Annotated in this window: 13 protein-coding genes and 1 pseudogene; 8 read left to right on the top strand and 6 right to left on the bottom strand. The window is 70.3% G+C overall.

What is annotated here, in order from left to right; genetic code table 11:
- From D7V88_RS27270 to D7V88_RS27250, 5 genes and pseudogenes are all read left to right on the top strand, one after another.
- Positions 1-337: pseudogene (locus D7V88_RS27270) on the top strand (CheR family methyltransferase); the annotation flags it as partial.
- Positions 334-879, top strand: coding sequence for a chemotaxis protein CheW (locus D7V88_RS27265; RefSeq protein WP_120543553.1), 546 nt, complete (start codon positions 334-336; stop codon positions 877-879). The pseudogene D7V88_RS27270 and the gene D7V88_RS27265, both read left to right, overlap by 4 nt.
- Positions 869-3,049, top strand: coding sequence for a hybrid sensor histidine kinase/response regulator (locus D7V88_RS27260; RefSeq protein ID WP_120543552.1), 2,181 nt, complete (start codon positions 869-871; stop codon positions 3,047-3,049). Before D7V88_RS27265 ends, D7V88_RS27260 begins: the two co-directional genes overlap by 11 nt.
- Positions 3,046-4,110, top strand: coding sequence for a chemotaxis protein CheB (locus D7V88_RS27255; protein WP_120543551.1), 1,065 nt, complete (start codon positions 3,046-3,048; stop codon positions 4,108-4,110). Before D7V88_RS27260 ends, D7V88_RS27255 begins: the two co-directional genes overlap by 4 nt.
- 103 nt (positions 4,111-4,213) lie before the next feature.
- A complete protein-coding gene (locus D7V88_RS27250) occupies positions 4,214-5,830 on the top strand; it encodes a methyl-accepting chemotaxis protein (RefSeq protein ID WP_120543550.1) in 1,617 nt (538 codons plus the stop codon).
- Positions 5,831-5,926: 96 nt separating this feature from the next.
- Here the strand turns inward: D7V88_RS27250 and clpA are convergent, their stop codons facing one another.
- The 4 genes from clpA to D7V88_RS27230 form a co-directional block, all read right to left on the bottom strand.
- Positions 5,927-8,215: an ATP-dependent Clp protease ATP-binding subunit ClpA gene (gene clpA, locus D7V88_RS27245; RefSeq protein WP_120543549.1), complete on the bottom strand. Its 2,289-nt coding sequence runs from the start codon at positions 8,213-8,215 to the stop codon at positions 5,927-5,929.
- A 3-nt stretch (positions 8,216-8,218) separates the two neighbouring features.
- Entirely contained in the window at positions 8,219-8,545 is a 327-nt protein-coding gene (locus D7V88_RS27240) for an ATP-dependent Clp protease adaptor ClpS (RefSeq protein ID WP_014399347.1), read from the bottom strand.
- Between the two features lie 58 nt (positions 8,546-8,603).
- Complete coding sequence (locus tag D7V88_RS27235; protein WP_120543548.1) at positions 8,604-9,764, bottom strand: GNAT family N-acetyltransferase; 1,161 nt, start codon at positions 9,762-9,764, stop codon at positions 8,604-8,606.
- A gap of 64 nt (positions 9,765-9,828) precedes the next feature.
- Complete coding sequence (locus D7V88_RS27230; protein WP_120536084.1) at positions 9,829-10,272, bottom strand: hypothetical protein; 444 nt, start codon at positions 10,270-10,272, stop codon at positions 9,829-9,831.
- 218 nt (positions 10,273-10,490) lie between these two features.
- Here D7V88_RS27230 and D7V88_RS27225 point away from each other — a divergent pair, with 218 nt between their 5' ends.
- The 3 genes from D7V88_RS27225 to D7V88_RS27215 are packed head-to-tail and all read left to right on the top strand — an operon-like array spanning position 10,491 to position 12,860.
- Complete coding sequence (locus tag D7V88_RS27225; RefSeq protein ID WP_120543547.1) at positions 10,491-11,051, top strand: NifU family protein; 561 nt, start codon at positions 10,491-10,493, stop codon at positions 11,049-11,051.
- A complete protein-coding gene (locus D7V88_RS27220) occupies positions 11,048-11,974 on the top strand; it encodes a class I SAM-dependent methyltransferase (protein ID WP_372241125.1) in 927 nt (308 codons plus the stop codon). Before D7V88_RS27225 ends, D7V88_RS27220 begins: the two co-directional genes overlap by 4 nt.
- 46 nt (positions 11,975-12,020) lie before the next feature.
- Positions 12,021-12,860, top strand: coding sequence for an alpha/beta fold hydrolase (locus tag D7V88_RS27215; protein ID WP_120543545.1), 840 nt, complete (start codon positions 12,021-12,023; stop codon positions 12,858-12,860).
- Between the two features lie 65 nt (positions 12,861-12,925).
- Here the strand turns inward: D7V88_RS27215 and D7V88_RS27210 are convergent, their stop codons facing one another.
- A complete protein-coding gene (locus D7V88_RS27210; RefSeq protein ID WP_120543544.1) occupies positions 12,926-15,511 on the bottom strand; it encodes a S8 family serine peptidase in 2,586 nt (861 codons plus the stop codon).
- Positions 15,512-15,633: 122 nt separating this feature from the next.
- The gene (locus D7V88_RS27205; protein WP_208726484.1) at positions 15,634-16,521 is read right to left on the bottom strand and encodes a ferredoxin reductase domain-containing protein; all 888 of its coding nucleotides are present in this window, start codon (positions 16,519-16,521) and stop codon (positions 15,634-15,636) included.
- Positions 16,522-16,637 lie beyond the last annotated feature (116 nt).

Raw genomic sequence — 16,637 nt, 5'->3', positions numbered from 1 at the left:
GACCCCGCCCGCGCCGCCGCCGTCCCAGCCGCCTCCTCCCGCGCGACTGCACCTGCAGGCGCTGGAGCGCATCGAGGAAGGCAACGTGTCCGGAGCGACCGCGGTGCTGGAGCTGCTCGTGAAGCAGGCGCCGGACTACCTGCCGGGCCTCTTGGAGCTGGCGCTGTTGCGCGAGCGCGCCGGGGCCCGGGACGCGGCCTTCCCGTTGATGCGCGCCCTGCGCTCGCGGGCGGGACAACTGCCGCCGGACGAATTGGTGGATGGACCGGAGGCGCTGCCTGCGCGCTTCTATCTGGCGTCCGCTGACGCCTACCTGAATCTGGGGGCGCTGGAATGAAGGGGACGCCGCGGATGGTGGATGAGGCCCTGGAGGAGGAGACGCGCGATCTGCTCGCGCGCCGGGCCGCACGCCTGCGCGAGCAGGGCGAGTCGTCCGTGGAGGAGGCGGTCCACTGGATCGCCGAGTTCCCGCTGGGCGAGGAGCGCTATGCGCTGCCCCTGGAGTCGCTGCGGGCCGCGCTGCCCCTGCGCATGGTGACGCCCGTGCCGCTGTCGGAGCCCGCCGTCATCGGGGTGTTGCGCTTCCAGGGCCAGGTGCTGTCCGCGCTGAGCCTCGCGTCGCTGCTGGGCGGTCACGGGTGGCGGCAGGACCCCGCCGTGCTGCTGGTGGTGGACCGGGGTGACGGCGAACTGTGCGCGCTGGACTGCGAGGCGATTCCGCGCCCCACCACGCTGTCGCTCGCGTCGGTGGAGGCCGCGCGGGTCCGGGCCGAGGGGCCGGTGATGGAGGTCTTCACCCACGACCGGCAGCTCATCCACCTCATCGACCCGAAGCGCCTCTTCTCCGTGCCGGATGCGGGGGTGCGCCATGGCCGTTGATCCGATGCTGCAGCCGTTGGTGGCGGGCTTCGCCATCGAGGCGCAGGAGGTCATCCAGAAGGTCACCATGGACCTGCTGGAGCTGGAGCGCGAGGGCCTGGAGAACGACGCGCTCGCGAAGATCTACACCCGGCTGGGTCGGCACCTGCACACGCTGAAGGGCAGCGCTGCGTCGCTGGGCCTCCAGGACCTGGGCGACATCGCCCACAAGCTGGAAGACGCGCTGGCGCCGCTGAAGGCCACCACGCAGAAGATGCCGCGCCCGGTGGTGGACATCCTGCTGCACGGGCTGGACCTGTTCATGCTGCGCGCGCAGGCGCACGCGGATGGTCGGGGCGAATTGCTGCCGGACCCCGCCGCCGCGTTGGCCCAACTGGTCGCGTCCGCGCCGCCGCCGGAGGCCGCCGCCGCGCTGCCGGGTGGGGCCTTCGCGCAGGTGGTGCCCGTGCCCCAGACGTCCGTGGACACCGGCATGCAGGGCCTGTCGCAGGGCTCCGCGGGCGGGCCGCCGACGCCGGACCACCAGGGCGAATCGACGGACGCTGGCTGGCGCGTGAGCGCGCGGCAGGTGACGTCGCTGATGCGCGAGGTGGAGCGCCTGCGGGAAGTGCGCCTGCGGGTGGAGGAGCGCAGCCGCGAGCTGGAGCGGGTGTCCACGCTGCTCGCGAAGCAGGGCCTGCTGGCGGAGACGGCGGAGGCGCGCACGCTCTTGTCCGGCACGGGCCGTTCGCTGCGCACCGACGGCGAGGAGACGAGCGACATCGTGGACGCGCTGGAGGACGGCCTCAAGGCCATCACCACGCGCCCCACGCGCACCATCCTGGAGCCCCTGCAGCGCATGGTGCGCGACCTGTCGCGCCAGCTTGGCAAGGAGGCGCGGCTGTCGGTGGTGGGCGCGGAGGTGTCGCTGGACCGGCGCCTGCTGGAGAAGCTCCAGGGCGCGCTCGTGCACCTCTTGCGCAACGCGGTGGACCACGGCCTGGAGATGCCCGCCGAGCGTGAGAAGGCCGGCAAGCACCACGAGGGCGCGCTCACGCTGCGCGTGGAGCAGCAGGGCAACCTGCTCTACCTGGAGGCGTCCGACGACGGGCGCGGCATCGACCTGCAGGCGGTGCGCCGGGTGGCGGAGAAGCGCGGGCTGGTGACGGCGGATGAACTCGTGCGCTTCAACGACAACCAGGTGCGCGACCTCATCTTCAGCGAGGGCTTCAGCACCCGTTCGGACGTGACGGACACCTCCGGGCGCGGCGTGGGCCTGGACGCGGTGCGCGCCACGGTGGAGTCGCTCCAGGGCCGCATCGAGGTGGCCAGCACGCGCGGGCAGGGCACGCGCTTCGTGCTCACGCTGCCGGTGGACCTGGGCAGCTCTCCGGTGCTGATGGTTCGCGCGCTGGAGCAGTTCGTGGGCCTGCCCATGTTGGCGGTGGAGTCCACGCAGTTGGCGCGCGCGGATTCGCTGCGCCTGGGCAAGCGCCGGGCGCACCTGGAGCACCTGGGCCAGTTGTTGCCGGTGGTGGACCTGGGCGCGCGGCTGGGCCTGCGCGCGTCGGCGCCTCCCGCGGAAGGCCAGCCGCTGCTCATCGTCCAGAGCGGTGGCAAGCGCGTGGCGCTGGTGGTGGACGCGGTGGTGGGGGACCGGGACCTGGTCATCCGCCCGCTGCCCTCGGAGGTGCGCGACGTGGCGGCCTGGCAGGGCGCGGCGACGCTCAGCCGCGGCGAGCTGCTGCTCATCCTCCGGCCGGACTGGGTGGTGTCGGATTCGGAGAAGGTGGCGGTGTCGGCGGGCAGCCGGCGGGCGCTGGTGGTGGACGACTCGCTCACCGCTCGCGCGCTGCACCGTGCCAGCCTGGAGGCCGGCGGCTTCCAGGTGCACCTGGCGGCCAGCGGACCCCGGGCGCTGGAGCGGCTGGCCGCGGACACCTATGACGTCGTCATCTGCGACCTGGACATGGAAGAGATGGACGGCACGGAGCTCATCGCGCGGCTGCGCGAGAAGAAGGAGACGCGCACGTTGCCGGTCATCCTGGTGTCCGCGCACGACAGTCCGTCCGCGCGCGAGCGGGGGCTGGAGTCCGGCGCGGATGGCTTCTTGAGCAAGCGCGAATGCGCCGCGGGCCGCCTGCTCGCTGAAGTGCTGGACGTGATGAGCCGCCGCGGGAGCCGCGCTTGAGCACGAAGAAGATTCGCGTGCTCGTGGTGGACGACTCGCCCACCATGGCCAGCACGCTCACCGCCCTCCTCACGGAGGAGCCTCGCATCGAGGTCGTGGGCCGCGCGGCGGACGGCAACCGCGCCGTGCAGCTCGCGCGCCTGCTGCGTCCGGACGTCATCACCATGGACCTGCTCCTGCCCGGCCTGGACGGCCCGGCGGCCATCGGCCACATCATGTCCCAGGCGCCCGCGCGCATCCTGGTCGTGAGCGCCGTGGCGGAGCAGCGGGGCGTGGACCTGGGCTTCCAGGCCATGAGCGCCGGGGCGCTGGAGCTCATCGGCAAGCCCAACGTCACCAACGCGGACGAGCTGCGCAAGTGGGGCCGGGAGCTGGCCCATTCGGTGTGCCTGATGGCGGAGGTGCCCGTCATCTCCCGCCGCCCGCGCGCCGCGCCGCCCCTGCCCATGCCCACCGGGGCGCGGGTGGATGTCTTCGGCCTCGTCGCCTCCACCGGCGGTCCTCCCGCGCTGGCGGAGGTGCTCTCCAAGCTGCCCAAGGACCTGCCGGTGCCGGTGCTCATCGCCCAGCACATCACGGTGGGCTTCACGCAGGGCATGGTGCGCTGGCTGTCGCAGGTGTGCTCGCTCAACGTCACCATGGCGCGCGACGGCGAGCAGTTGGCGCCGGGCCGCGTGTACTTCCCGCTGGATGGCCATGATCTGCTGGTGGACAGCGCGGGGCTGGCCCGGCTGCAGCGCAGCCAGGGCGGGCCGTGCCCCAACGGGGACGTGCTCCTGCACTCGCTGGCGGCGGCGTATGGCCGGCGCTGTGGCGGCGGCGTCCTCACCGGCATGGGCGAGGACGGCGCGCGGGGCCTGTTGGCCATCCGCACCGCCGGGGGCGTCACCTTCGCGCAGGACGAGGCGTCGAGCGTCGTCTACGGCATGCCGCGCGCCGCGCTGGAGCTGAAGGCCACCGACGGTGGGGTGCCCCTGACGGCGGTGGCGGACCTCATCCTCCAGAGCTGCCAGCGGCCGACGTTCCGGCCGGGCCGCCCGCCGGATGGCGGCTCGCGATGATTCCCCCGCGCCCGTCGCCAAGAATCCGCGGGCTCGTGCGTTGTCCCTGTCGGCGGGTGTCCGACGGCTGGCCGTCTGAACGCGTTGTCCAGGGAGTGCTCCCGTGAAGCCGACCCCTTCGCTCGACGTCTCCTTCCTGCGGGGACTCGGGCTCGCGCCGAAGTTCGTGCTCGTCACGGCGGTCATCAGCGCCACCGTGGCCGTGCTCCTCACCTTCATCGCCACCAGCCAGTTGGAATCCAACCTGGAGGAGCGCCACATCATCGAAGGGGAGGCCGTGGCGCTGGGCCTGTCCATCGCCGCGGAGCAGGGCCTGGCCTCGCGCATGCCGTCGCTCCAGCCCCTGTTGCAGCCGTTCATGGGGCGCGAGGACCTGGCGTACCTCTTCATCCAGGAGCCGGGCGGCAAGGTGCTGGTGCACACCTTCAACGGCGCCTTCCCGGAGGCGCTGAAGGTCGCCACCGAGGCCCCGGCCGTGGTGGGCAAGGATGGCCTGCGCGTCATCCCCGAGGTGCGCTTGCAGCGGGGCGGCAGGACGCTGGTGGGCCTGGACGTGGCGGCGCCGGTGGCGCAGGGGCGGCTGGGCACCGTGCACGTGGGCATGGCGCGCGAATACATCGACGCGAAGGTGGAGGTGCTGCGCTGGCGGATGCTGCTGTTCGCGCTGCTCCTGGAGCTGTGCGGCGTCGTGGTGGCGGCGCTGTTCGGCCGGAGCATCGTGCGGCCCCTGGCGGAGCTCACGTCGGTGGCGGGCCACATCGTGGAGTCCGGAGACCTCACCCGGCCCATCACCATCCGGGGCAAGGACGAGGTGGGACGGCTGTCCAATTCCTTCTCGCAGATGGTGGGCAAGCTGCGCGAAGTCACCATCAACCTCCAGCACGCGGCCACCGCGCTCACGCAGTCCACCGAGCACCTCAACGAGTCCTCCACGGAGCAGGCGCAGACCATCTCGCGCCAGGCCGCCGCGCTGCAGGAAACGCAGGTGACGGCGCAGGAAATCAAGCAGACCTCCACGCTGGCCGCGCAGAAGGCGGAGAGCGTGCTCAGCGTGGCCGAGCGCGCCGACACCCTGGCCAAGGCGGGCGAGGCCTCCATCGAGCAGACGATGGCGGGCCTCAACGACATCCGCGCGCAGGTGGGGGAGATCGCGGAGAAGATCCTGGAGCTGGGCGAGCGCACGCGTCAGATTGGCGGCATCACCCAGACGGTGAAGGACCTGGCGGACCAGTCCAACATGCTCGCGCTCAACGCGGCCATCGAGGCGGTGCGCTCCGGCGAGCACGGCAAGGGCTTCAGCGTCGTGGCCCGCGAAATCCGCGCACTGGCGGACCAGTCCATCCAGGCCACCACGCGGGTGCGGGAGCTGCTCGACGACATCGCCAACTCCGTCACCGCCGCGGTGCGCATCACCGAGCGTGGCGCGGAGCGCATGGAGGCGGGCCTGGAGCAGGTGCGCACCAGCGGGCAGAACCTGCGCGAGCTGTCCTCCATCGTCCAGGACAACGCCGCCGCCGTCCGGCAGATCGCCGCCGCGGTGAACCAGCAGAACGTGGGCATCAATCAAATCACCCTCGCGGTGAATGATTTGTCCCGGATGATGGACGACACCGTGGCCCGCATCGGCTCCACCGGTGAGGCGGCCACCACGCTGCAAATCATCTCCGAGCAGCTCTCCAGCGCCGTGGGCGCGTACAAGGTGGAGTCGAAGAAGGGGTAGCCGTCCCAGCTCCGAGCACACCGCCGGAAACACGAAGGCCCCGAGTTCCCATTCGCAAGGGAGCCCGGGGCCTCGGTGTTTCAACCGGTCAGCGCGTCAAGCGGGGACGGCCACGGCGGACTCGGTGACGAGCTTCAGCGCGTCGTCCACCACGTCGAAGCGGGCGATGCCGCCGCCCTTGAGGGCGCCGAACAGCAGGGCCTCCGCGAGCTGCTTCTTGAGCGAGCTGTCCACCAGCCGCGCCATGGGGCGCGCGCCGAAGGCCGGGTCGTAGCCGTGCTCCGCCAGCCACGCGCGGGCGGCGGGCGTGAGCTCCAGCTTGACCTTCTTCTCGTCGAGCACCTTCTGGAGCAGGCGCACTTCCTTGTCCACGACCTTGAGGATGACGTCCGCGGGCAGGCCGGAGAACAGGATCCATCCGTCCAACCGGTTGCGGAACTCCGGCGTGAAGGTGCGCTCGATGGCCTTCTTCGCCCGCGAGCCGTCCACCACCACCTGGGTGTCACCGAAGCCCATGGCCTTGGTGCTCATCTCCTGCGCGCCCGCGTTCGTGGTCAGGATGAGGATGATGTTGCGGAAGTCCGCCTTGCGACCGTTGTTGTCGGTGAGCGTCGCGTGGTCCATCACCTGGAGCAGGATGTTGAAGAGGTCCGGGTGGGCCTTCTCGATTTCATCCAGCACCAGCACCGCGTACGGGTGCTTGCGCACGGCGTCCGTGAGCAGACCGCCCTGGTCGAAGCCCACGTAGCCCGGGGGCGCGCCAATGAGCCGGCTCACCGTGTGCTTCTCCGAGTACTCGCTCATGTCGAAGCGCAGGAACTCCACGCCCAGGCTCTGCGCCAACTGCTTGGCCAGCTCCGTCTTGCCCACGCCCGTGGGGCCGGAGAAGAGGAAGCTGCCAATGGGCTTCTCCGGCGCACGCAGGCCGGAGCGCGACAGCTTGATGGCGCTGACCATCTCTTCAATGGCCTTGTCCTGGCCGAAGATGACGCCCTTGAGCTCCTTGTCGAGGTTCTGGATCTGCACGCCCTCGCTGGCGGACACGCTCTTGGCCGGAATCTTCGCCATCTTGGAGACGACCTGCTCCACGTCGTGCGCGCTGACGATGCCGGTGCGCACGCCGTCCGGCTTCAGCCGCTCGGCCGCGCCCGACTCGTCGATGACGTCGATGGCCTTGTCCGGCAGGAACCGGTCGTTGATGTGCTTGGCCGCCAGCTCCGCCGCCGCCTGGAGCGCACCCTCGCCGTACTTCACGTGGTGGTGCTCCTCGTAGCGGCTTCTCAGGCCCTCCAGGACCTTGATGGTGTCCTCCACGCTGGGCTCGTCCACTTCAATCTTCTGGAAGCGGCGGGACAGCGCGCGGTCGCGCTCGAAGGACGCCTTGAACTCCTGGAACGTCGTGGACCCGATGCAGCGCAGCCGGCCCGACGCCAGCGCGGGCTTGAGCAGGTTGGACGCGTCCATGGACCCGCCGCTCGTGGCCCCGGCACCGACGATGGTGTGGATTTCGTCGATGAAGAGGATGGCGTCCGGCAGCTCCTGCAACGCCTTGAGCACGCCCTTGAGGCGCTCCTCGAACTGGCCCCGGAACTTGGTGCCCGCGAGCAGCGAGCCCATGTCCAGCGAGTAGACGACCGCGTTCTTCAGCGCGTCCGGCACGCGGCCTTCGGTGATGTGGAGCGCCAGGCCCTCCGCGATGGCCGTCTTGCCCACGCCGGCCTCACCCACGTAGAGCGGGTTGTTCTTGCGGCGGCGGCAGAGCACCTGGATGGTGCGCTCCAGCTCCTTGTCACGGCCGATGAGCGGGTCGATGCGGCCCGCCTTCGCCTCCGCGTTGAGCTGCACGGCGTACGCTTCCAGCGGGCTCTTGCGCGAGGACTCGCCGTCCTCGTCATCCCCCGCGGGCGTGGCGCGGCTGTCCGTCGCCCCGTCGGACTCGCCGTCCTTGCTGATGCCGTGGGAGATGAAGTTGAGCAGGTCCAGGCGGGTGACGCCCTCCTGCTGGAGCAGGAAGAGCGCCTGGCTCTCCTCCTCGCGGAACATGGCGACCAGCACGTCGCCCCCGTCGATGTACTTCTGTTCGGCGGACAGGGCGTGCATGGCGGCGCGGTGGAGAACGCGCTCCACGCCGATGGTCTGCTGGGGCTCGGCGTCCACGTCGTCGGGCAGCCGTTCGACCGTCTCCTCCAGGAAGGCGGTCAGGTTCTCCTGCAGGCGCTTGACGTTGGCGCCACAGGCCTTGAGCACCTCGCGGGTGCGCGAGTCACGGGTGAGGGCCAGGAGCAGGTGCTCCAGCGTCAGGTACTCGTGGCGCATCTTCCGCGCCTCGTCGAGCGCGGTGCGGAAGCTGGCCTGCAACTCTTTGGCAATCGATGGTCCTGCCACGGTTCAGCCTTCCTCGGGTTCCATGGACAGCCGCAGGGGGAACCCGTTGTCCCGCGCCGCGGCTTCCACTGTCTTGAGCTTCGTCTCGGCGACGTCGTAGGTATAAACGCCCGCCACTCCGATGCCGTTGTAATGAACGTGCATCATGATCTGCACGGCATCCGTCTCCGACTTGTGGAAGATCTCCTTGAGCACGGCCACCACGAACTCCCGCGTGGTGTAGTTGTCGTTGTGCAGGAGGACCTTGTAGAGCGTCGGCCTCTTCAGCTTCTGCTTGGGGACGGCCTCCGTGACGACCTGGCCGTCATCATGTTGGTGCTTCTGCGCCATGGGCTTGCGGACTCCCTTGCCTTCGCTTCGCGAACCTGTGGCGGGCCCTTAAGAAACCTCAGACCCGCTCCTTGAATCCCGTCTCCGCCCACCAGAGCGGCAGGCCGCTTTCGACGGCCGCCCGCTCGTGCGCCAGGAAGCCGCGCACCGCCCGGTCCATCCCGGGGTGGAGGAAGAGATGCGCACTGTACGTGAGGTGCGGCTCGAATCCCCGGGTGAGCTTGTGCTCTCCCCCGGCCCCTGGCTCGAAGCGCTCCAGCCCCCGCGCGATGCACGCCGCCACCGGTTGGTAGAGGCAGACGTTGAAGTGCAGGAACGGGTGCTCCTCGAGCGCTCCCCAATAACGACCGAACAGTGTGCGCGGCCCGATGAAATTGAACGCGCCCGCCACCCGCCGGCCTTCCCGCCACGCCTCCACGAACTCACACCGGTGCCGGAAGCGCCCGAGCAGCCGGGCGAAGAAGTCCGGCGTCAGCGACCGCACGCCCCACGGGTAGCGGTCCACCGTCGTCACATAGAGCCGGTAGGCGCTCGCCGGGTCCAGCTCCTCCAGCGCCTCACCCCTCAAGGTGCGGAAGGTGATGCCCTGGGCCTCCGGGGCGGCCACCTCGCGCTTGAGCTGGTGCCGTCGCTTGGAGTGGAAGCGGGCAAGGAAGTCGTCGAACGTCCGGTAGCCCGCGTTGGTCCACTGGTACTGCACGCCCAGCCGCACGACGTAGCCCTGGGCCTCCAGCACCGGCAGCTCCTCCGGGGTGGGGAAGAGGACGTGGATGCTGGAGAGGCCCTCCGCGCGGGCGTACTCCAGGGCGGCGGCGTACAGCTCCGCCTCGCGCGTGGGGCGGTCCTCGCCGGGGGCCACCAGCACGCGGCGGCCGGTGGCGGGGGTGAAGGGCACGGCGAGCACCAGCTTGGGGTAATAGCGCAGGCCGGCGCGTTCGGCGGCGGTGGCCCAGGCGGCGTCGAAGACGAACTCGCCGTGGCTGTCGTCCTTCAGGTACGCGGGCGCGGCGGCCACCAGCCGGGAGCCCCTCCAGAGGGTGAAGTGGCGGGGGTGCCAGCCGCGCTCGGGCACCACGGTGCCGCTCTCCTCCAGGGCGGCCAGGAAGGCCCACTCCAGGAAGGGCATGGAGCCTGGGTCCACCAGCGCGTCCCAGGCCGTCTGGGGGACGTCGGTGATGGACGTGAGCAGGCGCAGCGTGGTGGGCAACGTGGCGGACATGGGCGGGGCGAGCCCCAGCCTATAACGTCGGGTGCCGCCTGCCGCCACGCCTGCCCGGCAGGGTCTATTTGCCGCGCGTCAGCTCCGTGGCGAGGAAGCCCGCGACCTCCGCGAGCCCGGCGGCGGCGCGCTTTCGGCCCTCGTCGGATTCCATCACCCGGCGCGCGGCGTCGCTGGCGGTGCCGGCCTCCAGGTCCACCATCACCAGGAAGGCGCTCCAGCCGGGCGTCGTGGGCGCGACCTTGCCCGGACGCTGGGGCCGGTCGCCCAGGGTGGCGGCCACCTTCTCCAGCAGCCCATCCTCGGTGAGACGTTTTGTCTTGCCGAGCATCTGGGTCCACGTGGCTTCCAGCAGGGCCGTCAGCAGGCGTCCGGAGAGCGCGGTGGAGAGGCGCTGGGCGGATTCCTCGGCGTCCAGGCGGTGGGCCTCGGCGTAGGTGGGGCCCAGCTTGGCCACCACCACGGCCCGGGTGGCGAGGTGTGCAAGGCGCGGCGGGAAGGCGGACATGGGTGGAGACCTCGCCAGCGGGGCAGGGAAGGGATGGACGGTCCCCGGTTCGGGGTTCGGGGACCCGAAAAATGGGGACCCGGTGTCTTACATCGGAAAGAAGCTCCGGGCCGCATCCGGAGTGAATGGAACGCGCGGCGCGTTTGCCTGACAGCCGGACAGGTTGCTATGGGGCCCGGCGCGCCTTAGAGGAAGCAGACTTTCGTCGGGAGAACAGAATGTCCGTGAACATCCAGCTCGAGTGGACCCCCAACCCCAGCACGTTGAAGTACGTGGTGGACCGCAAGTTGCTGGCCGGCGGCGCCGTGAACTTCACCAACCGGGGGGACGCGGAGACCAAGTCGCCCCTGGCGCTGCGGCTGATGGACATCCAGGGCGTCACCGCGGTGATGCTCGGCACCAACTTCGTCACCGTGACGAAGGGCGACTCCGGTGAGTGGGACGAACTCAACGACTCCGTGATGTCCACGCTGGACACGCACCTCACCGAAGGCCTGCCCGTGGTGGACGAGGCCGCGCTCGCGGCGTCGCGCCAGACGTCTTCGCAGGAAGGCTCCGTGGAGCAGCGCATCCAGACCATCCTGGACGACGAAATCCGTCCCGCGGTGGCCCAGGACGGCGGCGACATCACGTTGGACCGCTTCGAGGACGGCATCGTGTACCTGCACATGAAGGGTTCGTGCGCGGGCTGCCCGTCGTCCACCGCGACGCTGAAGATGGGCATCGAGGGCCGTCTGCGTGAGGCCATCCCGGAAGTGATGGAAGTGGTGTCCGTCTGAGACGCAACGTCAAGGCGCCGCAGGTCCGCAAGGAGCTGCTTCCGGATCAGTCCCAGGCCCTGCTGCGAGAGCTGCACCTGCTCACGCGCGAAGGCCACCTCAACGCGGACGCGCTGCGCAAGCTCAAGCAGGTCAACCACCTGGTGGGCCTGTTGCGCCCGGCGATGGACGACGTGCAGGCCCGCCACCCGAGCCCGCTCGTGGTGGACGCCGGCAGCGGCAACGCCTACCTGGGCTTCGTCGTCTACGAGCTGTTCCTCAAGGACGCGCAGGCCGGGGAGCTGCTCTCCATCGAAGGCCGCCCGGAGCTGACCGAACGGGCGAAGGGCCGCGCGGAGCGGCTGCACTTCGACCGGATGCGCTTCCAGACGGCGCACATCGACGCCGCCGAATACCCCGAGCGCATCCACGTGCTGATGGCGCTGCACGCGTGCGACACCGCCACGGACGACGCACTGGTGGCCGCCATCAAGCACGGCGCGGACCACGTGGCGGTGGTGCCGTGCTGTCAGGCGGAGGTGGCCGCGCAGTTGAAGGAGAAGCGCGCGAAGGGCCCCGGCTCCATGTCGCTGCTCTTCCAGCACCCCATGCACCGGCGCGAGTTCGGCTCGCACCTGACCAACGTCATCCGCGCGCTGACGCTGGAGTCGTTCGGCTATCAGGTGACGGTGACGGAGCTGACGGGCTGGGAGCACTCGCTGAAGAACGAGCTCATCCTCGGGCGGCGCGTGCACCGGGACAACCGGCGCGCGAAGCTTCAGCTCCAGGCGCTGCTGGCGGAGACGGGCGTGCAGCCCCGGCTGACGCGCCTCTTGGGCATCACCCCCGCGACGACAGGGGCGGTGCCGGTGGAGTTGTCAGAAGGTACGGAAGTGGAACCCGTCGTGGAGCCAGGGCCGGAGACGGGCGAAAGTCAGGCGTGAGGCTTTCCCGCCGTGGTTGAGGCGGGAGCTTCTGTCGGGAAGGGGCATGGCCTTGGAGCTGGATGATTGGGGCGGCACGGGACCGCTCCTGCATTTCGCCTGTGCGAATGGTTTTCCCCCGGAGACGTACCGGAAGCTCTTCGCGCGGCTGGCGACGCGCTACCACGTGGTGTCGCTGCGCACGCGGCCGCTGATTCCGGACGAGGATCCGAAGCGGCTCACGAACTGGAGCGAGCTGGGCGACGACATCGCGCGCGAACTCAAGGTGCGGGGCCGCTCGGGCGTGCTGGGCGTGGGTCACAGCGTGGGCGGGGCGAGCACGCTGATGGCCTCCGCCGCGAACCCCGGCCTGTTCCGCGCGGTGGTGGCGTTGGATCCGGTGCTCATCACCGGGCCGCGCGCGTGGGCGGTGCGCCTGATGAAGCTGCTGGGCCGCATGGACCGCGCAGCCATCGTGCAGGGCGCGCTGCGCAGGCGGGACCGATGGCCGACGCGCCAGGAGGCCGCCGACGCGTACCGTGAGCGAAAGCTGTTTCGCGATTGGGACGCGGACTGCTTCCACGACTACATCACCCACGGCCTGGTGCCGACGCCGGAGGGCGACTTCAAGCTGCGCATCCCGCGTGAGTGGGAGGCCCGCATCTTCGAGACCTTCCCCGCGGACCCCTGGAAGCTCATCCGCGCCAACGCCGCGCCGACGCTGGTGCTGCGCGGGGAGAAGTCGGACGCGCTGCTGCCCGCGGCGCTGGCCCGGGTGGAGCGCGAACTGCCGCTGGCGAAGTGCGACGTGCTGCCGCTCGCGGCCCACCTGTTCCCGCTGGAGCAGCCACGCGAGACGGCCGAGCGCATCCTCGCGTTCCTGGAGAACCTGCCCCCGGAGAAATGAACAGCGGGCGGCCCTCCGCGAAGAGAGACCGCCCGCCGTGGTGCTGCTCCTGTTTCGCGTGAGGACTACCGCGACAGGGCGATGTCGCCGGGCAGGCCCCACTGCACGCCGCCGAACTGGGCGTTGTACCAGGTGCCCACCACCGGCCTCCAGACGATGTACTCGTCGGTGCCGTCCAGGTTGGTGTCACCGAAGCGCGGGATGTCACCGGGCAGGCCCCACTGCGCGGTGGCCGTGCCGCCGCCCTGGATGTTCTTCGTGGTGAAGATGCCCGTGGTCGGGTTCCACACGGCCAGGTTCCACTGATTGCCCGCCTTGTACGGCACGGGCACGTCGCTCCAGGAGCCCAGGGCGTGGACGGCGGAGGTGCCGCTGAAGAAGCGGATGATCCACTGGCCGGTGGACGGCCGGTACACCGTGAGGTCCTCGTAGCCGTCGCCGTCGAAGTCGCGCGCGATGGGCACATCCCCCGACGCGCCCCAGTTGATGGCGGAGTACGTGTTGTTGGCGTAGCGGATGAGCCACTGGCCCTCCGGGGTACCGCCGACGTACGGGGGACGGTAGACGACGAACTCCGCCTTCTTGTCGCCCGTGAAGTCCAGGGGCACCGGGATGTCACCCAACATGCCCCACTGCGTGGACTGCGTGGTGCCATCCCACTTGCGCACCAGCCACATGCCGGTGCTCGGCCGCCACACGATGAGCTCCGCGCGCGCGTCGCCCGTCACGTCCGCGGGCACCGGGATGTCACCCTGCTGGCCCCACTGGATGGACTGCGTCAGGCCGGTGGAGGAGAAGCGGATGTTCCACACGCCGGTGCTCGGCCGCCACACCGCGTAGTCGCTGCGGCCGTCGCCGTCGAAGTCCGTGGAGTGCATGGCCGGGTAGCGGTTCTGCATGTGGGAGATCTGCTTGCGCAGGTCCGGGCGCGGTCCAATCTTCCCGCCGGTCGCCTGGGGCGTGCCGTCGCGGCGCAGCAGGTCGCGCATCTCCTTCGGGTGGTAGTGGCCGCCGTAGCGCAGGTACATCACGCCGGACAGCGCCACCGTGGCGCTGGTGACGATGGGCGACGCGCCGGACGTGCCGGAGAAGGTGGCCGTGTAGAAGAGGTTCTCGCCTTCGGCGGAGTACTTGTCGCCGTAGCCGGTGGTGACGATCTTGAAGTCGCCTTCGGCCTGCGTGTCCACGCGGCTGCCGTAGGTGGAGAAGAACGCCTTGTTGCGCGTGAGCTTTTCACCCGCGCCCACGATGATGGCGCCTGAGTCCTTCGTCGCGTCGGTGGCGCTGAAGTAGCCACCGAAGGCCGCGAGGTCCAGGTTGCAGTTTCCGTTGCCGCCGGCCGCCACGACGATGCGCCCATTGGCGGTGGCGACCTTGACGGCGTCGCGCACGGCCGGGACGTACTCGGCGGGGACATAGTCCGCGTTGGCGCCGGACGCGCTGACGATGCCGTCTCCGTTGCAGTCGATGCTGGAGGCCGCCTGCATCTCCAGCAGGATGACGGCGCCCGCCCAGAACTGGTTGGAGGCCGCGTAGATGGCGGAGGCGCGGTTGTAGCCGGTGGTGGGCCACTCGGTGGACAGCCGCACGGCGGAGCCGTTCACCAGGCCCGTGGTGCCGAACGCGTTGGTGTCACTGCTGAGCACGCCCACCACGGACGTGCCGTGGTTGCGGTTGCCGAGCACCGCCGCGCTGGCGTGGGGCTGGCCGTTGACGAGCACCGCGCCCGTCAACTGGGTGAGGTCCTGGTGCCAGTAGTTCCACGAGTACTCGGCGTCGGTGTAGCCCCAGCCGTTGCCGTAGGCGTTGTAGAAGTTGCCCCGCAGCCAGTCCGTGTCGATGCCGATGGGCGCGGCCTCGCCGTAGTCCTGGTCCGCCACGTAGCTGACGGCCAGCATGCCGGAGGGGCCGAGCGCGGGCGTGGCCACCGCTGTCGGCGGGGGCGGCGCTTCGTTCAGCAGCGTCCGGGCGCTCTCACCGCGCTCCCAGGACAGCAGGTGCTCCGGCGTGGGCCAGTCCATGCGCGCGTGCTCACGCCAGTAGGCCTCGAAGTCCTCCGCGCTCCGGGAGTCCATGTCCGCGGAGCGCACGGGCAGGGGGGATGGATAGGCCACCTCCACCACGTCCAGCGCGTTGAGCGCGTTGACGACGTCCGCGACCTGCTGGTCCGAACCCGCGTCCACGTAAACGTAGTACCAGAGGTTCGGATCCGGCAGCTCCGTGCCCGAGCCGCGCTCGCCCTGGGCCTTGAGCAGGGCGGCGGTGTCCTCGGTGAAGGGGTGCATCTTCATCGCCGCGTAGCGACGGGCGCCGCGCAGCGTGGCGCGCACCCGGTCCAGCTCCGCGATGGCCGCCGCGCCACGGGCCTGGGTGGCGTCCAGCGCAAGCTCACCCCCGCGCGAACGCACGCCGCTGCCTTCGCGGAACTTCACCTCGATGCGGTTGCGGAACGCGGCCTGGAGGTCGTCCGCGCGCACGGTGCGCTTGAGCGACGCATGCGAGCCTCGCGGCTTGAGCGTCGCGGAGGCCAGCGACGCCGGTCCACCCTGGGGGTGGCCACGGTCCACGTTCACCGCGGCCGCGTTCGTCGCGGCGGTACACGTCATCACGACCAGCGCCAGCTTCAGGGGCTGGGCCTTCGCCTTCTTCATGGGGGTGTGCTCCTGGGGCCGTGCTCATGCCGAGCCGGCTAACCACCAGGACGCCATCCCCCGGAGATATTCACGGGAAATCGGTTATGCGGACATTTCCGGAGCGCGGCTGGCGCGGAGCGTCACCCGTAGGCTTCGCGCTTGATGCGCTTGTCCGGGATGTCCAGCCCGTGCAGGTGGCCCAGGACGGCCTCCATGAAGCGCGGCGTCGCGGGGGTGCGCGTCTCCAACGCCTTGCGTCGATCCCACGGGGTGATGGCGGGGCCGCACACGTAGACGAGGCAGGTGTCGCGGTCCGGCAGCAATTCGTGCAGCAGCGCTTCGTTGACGCGGCCCTTGCGCACGTGGGGGCCGTACTTCGCTTCGTCCGTCTCACGCGTGAGGGTGTGCACCACGCGCACGCGGTCGGGCGCGGAGCGCTCCAGGGCGGCCAGCTCCTCGCGGTAGAGGATGTCGCCCCAGGTCTTGTTGGACGCGAGGAAGGTGTGGCGCAGCTTCAGCCCCCGGTGCAGCGCGTCCTTCACCATGGCGAAGTTGGGCACCGCGCCGGAGCCCGCGACCAGGTGCAGCACGTGGTCCGTCTTCTCCGTCACGTCGTCGGGCAGGACGTACGGGCCCATGAAGCCCGTGACCTTGATGCGCGCGCCGGTGAGGCGGCCGTGCACCAGCAGCGGCGACAGGAGGGGCGGGTAGCGGGTGACGCCGGAGATGAACTCCTCGTCCTTCACCGTGATGGCCACGTGGGGCTCATGCGGCGCGGAGGCGAGCGAGTACGAGCGCGCCGGCTCCTTGCGCCCCTTCTGCTCCTGGAGGTACGCGCACTGGTGGGCGATGGCCGGGAACTGGTGCGGGTCGATGTTGAGGAACTGGCCCGCCTTGTAGTCGAGCGGTCCTGGCCCCAGGTCGAGCAGCAGGGTCGCCGTGTCGTGCGTCTCCATGCGCACGGCGGTGACGGTGGCCTCGTACTCGACGGGCTTCCTGGCGCGAGAGGGCGTGGCTTCGACGCTCATGGGGCTTCCCATAACACGCGGGGTGCGGCCCGCGCGGCGGTGGGGACCACGCCCGCACTCCATTTTTCCTCCCGCCCGGAACAAGGGGGAGGGGTGGGCGTTGGCTGGAGGACGGA

The sequence above is a fragment of the Corallococcus terminator genome (assembly GCF_003611635.1).
Taxonomy (GTDB): Bacteria; Myxococcota; Myxococcia; order Myxococcales; family Myxococcaceae; genus Corallococcus; species Corallococcus terminator.
This window is presented reverse-complemented; position numbering and strand designations above follow the sequence as displayed.